The sequence below is a fragment of the Limnospira sp. PMC 1279.21 genome, assembly GCF_032349615.1.
Lineage (GTDB): Bacteria > Cyanobacteriota > Cyanobacteriia > Cyanobacteriales > Microcoleaceae > Limnospira > Limnospira fusiformis.
Window position 1 is genome coordinate 1 of record NZ_JARPLU010000327.1, and the last position, 2,385, is coordinate 2,385.

Annotated in this window: 2 protein-coding genes and 1 tRNA gene; 1 reads left to right on the forward strand and 2 read right to left on the reverse strand. The window is 47.6% G+C overall.

The window, feature by feature from the left end; genetic code table 11:
* Window positions 1-151 precede the first annotated feature (151 nt).
* Window positions 152-232: transfer RNA gene (locus P5683_RS24155), tRNA-Leu, on the reverse strand.
* A gap of 171 nt (window positions 233-403) precedes the next feature.
* Between P5683_RS24155 and accC the strand changes: the two genes are divergently transcribed.
* Complete coding sequence (gene accC, locus P5683_RS24160) at window positions 404-1,765, forward strand: acetyl-CoA carboxylase biotin carboxylase subunit (RefSeq protein ID WP_006668217.1); 1,362 nt, start codon at window positions 404-406, stop codon at window positions 1,763-1,765.
* Here accC and P5683_RS24165 read toward each other — a convergent pair.
* A complete protein-coding gene (locus P5683_RS24165) occupies window positions 1,762-2,046 on the reverse strand; it encodes a YggT family protein (protein ID WP_006624885.1) in 285 nt (94 codons plus the stop codon). The two genes, accC and P5683_RS24165, sit on opposite strands and share 4 nt — an antisense overlap.
* Between the last annotated feature and the right edge of the window lie 339 nt (window positions 2,047-2,385).

Below are 2,385 nucleotides of genomic sequence, written 5' to 3' on the forward strand. Positions count from 1 at the left end.
AACCCGTCAATAATTAAGATTTGTTGCTAAAGGATATGCACCAATCGTCCCGTATACTAAGACTGAATGGAGTGCATATTGAGTGTGACGATACGACTATCGGGTTAAGTGAATTCCCGCGATAGTAGTCAGGATAGGGGTTTAAGTAAAATGCGGATGGCGAGACTCGAACTCGCAAGGCAAAGCCACACGCCCCTCAAACGTGCGCGTATACCAATTCCGCCACATCCGCAGAAGACAACCGAGGACTAGGAATGATTTTTCCCATCGGTGTGCTAATTTACCATTGTAGCACCAAACTCCAAAATTGCCAAACTTTTTTTGCCAACAAATTTGGGTAGTATCTTCCACAAAGTCCCAAAATAACATATCCTAACTGATTATTGCCCGAACACCACCGAAAATGCGGTTTTCAAAGATCCTGATTGCCAATCGTGGGGAAATTGCCCTACGGATTCTCCGAAGTTGTGAAGAAATGGGGATTGCCACAGTGGCCGTCCACTCCACTGTAGATCGCCATGCCTTGCACGTCCAGTTAGCCGACGAAGCTGTTTGCATAGGCGAACCCAGTAGCAGCAAAAGTTATCTAAACATCCCCAACATCATCTCCGCAGCCCTAACCCGGAACGCCACCGCCATTCATCCTGGCTATGGTTTTTTAGCGGAAAATGCCAGATTTGCGGAAATTTGTGCTGACCACGACATCGCCTTTATCGGTCCAACCCCGGAGGCGATTAGGTCAATGGGAGATAAGTCCACAGCCAAAGAAACCATGCAGCGTTTCGGTGTTCCCACCATTCCCGGTAGTGAAGGCTTAGTCACCAATGACAAAGCTGCCCAAAAAATAGCCCAAAAAATTGGCTATCCAGTAATTATCAAAGCCACCGCCGGGGGAGGAGGTCGGGGAATGCGACTGGTCCGAAGCGCCGAGGAACTCCCGAAACTATTTTCCGCCGCCCAAGGAGAAGCAGAAGCAGCCTTTGGAAACCCAGGCTTATATATCGAGAAATTTATCGAGTGTCCCCGCCATATTGAATTTCAGATTTTAGCCGATGGATTTGGGAATGTGATTCACCTAGGGGAAAGGGACTGTTCAATTCAGCGACGACATCAAAAGCTACTGGAAGAAGCGCCCAGTCCGGCTTTAAATCCTGAACTCCGGCGAAAAATGGGAGAGGCGGCGGTGAAAGCAGCCGCATCAATTAACTATACCGGGGCGGGAACAGTAGAATTTTTACTCGATCGCCATGGGAAGTTCTACTTTATGGAAATGAATACCCGTATCCAGGTAGAACACCCGGTAACAGAAATGATAACGGGGCTAGATTTAATCGCCCAACAGATCCGCATCGCCCAAGGACAAAAATTGCATCTCACCCAAGATCAAATTCAGCTTAGGGGTCATGCGATCGAATGTCGGATTAATGCGGAAGATCCAGATCGCAACTTTAGACCACACCCCGGACGCATCAGCGGCTATCTTCCACCGGGGGGTAATGGGGTCAGGATTGATTCCCATGTGTACACCGATTATGAGATTCCCCCCTATTACGATTCTCTCATTGGTAAGCTAATTGTCTGGGGTCCTGACCGGGCAGCGGCTATAGTAAGGATGAAACGCGCTTTGCGTGAATTTGCTATTACCGGAGTTCCCACAACCATCAGTTTTCATCAGAAAATTATGGAAACCCCGGAGTTTCTCGAGGGTAAGGTTTACACCAATTTTGTGGAACAGTGGATGAACAAAAATTTGCCTTCTCGTTAAACAATCATTCTCAGAATTCCCTGTTGTCCCAGTAACAATTCCCGCAGGAGGCTAAAAATCCCTACCCAAATCACCGGGGTAATATCCACGCCTCCCAAAGGGGGAATCACTTTGCGGGTGATGGCTAAAAAGGGTTCCGTTGGCCAGAAAATCAGATTAAACGGAAACTGATTTAACTCGGCTTGGGGATACCAGGTCAAAACAATGCGGAAAATAAATAATAGGGTCATTCCCGCCAGGAACAAGCCCAGAGTCCAGTCTAAGATGGTAAAAGTTGTCATGGCCTTGAGTTGAAGTTTGTTAACCTTTTCCCATTTTAGGGGTTAGCCAGCCCCCTAAATTGGCAGTGGTTGCCAAGTTACAGCCTGTTCAGAAATCATCTGATCACCTCTCAAAGTCCCTCTCCCTCTATGGGATCCAGATTTAGGGTGAGGGCAATATATTAAGCGACTGGTGAACAAACTGTAACTAAAAGGGAGTTTGATGGGCTAATTGACATATTCATGGTTGATGGTATGATAGATGCACATGACATTACGACAATAGTGCGGGAGTCTGAAAGCGCCGTCGCTTTAGCGCGGGGATGAAAGACGACACGGCGACTTGAGTCGCCGTCCTGA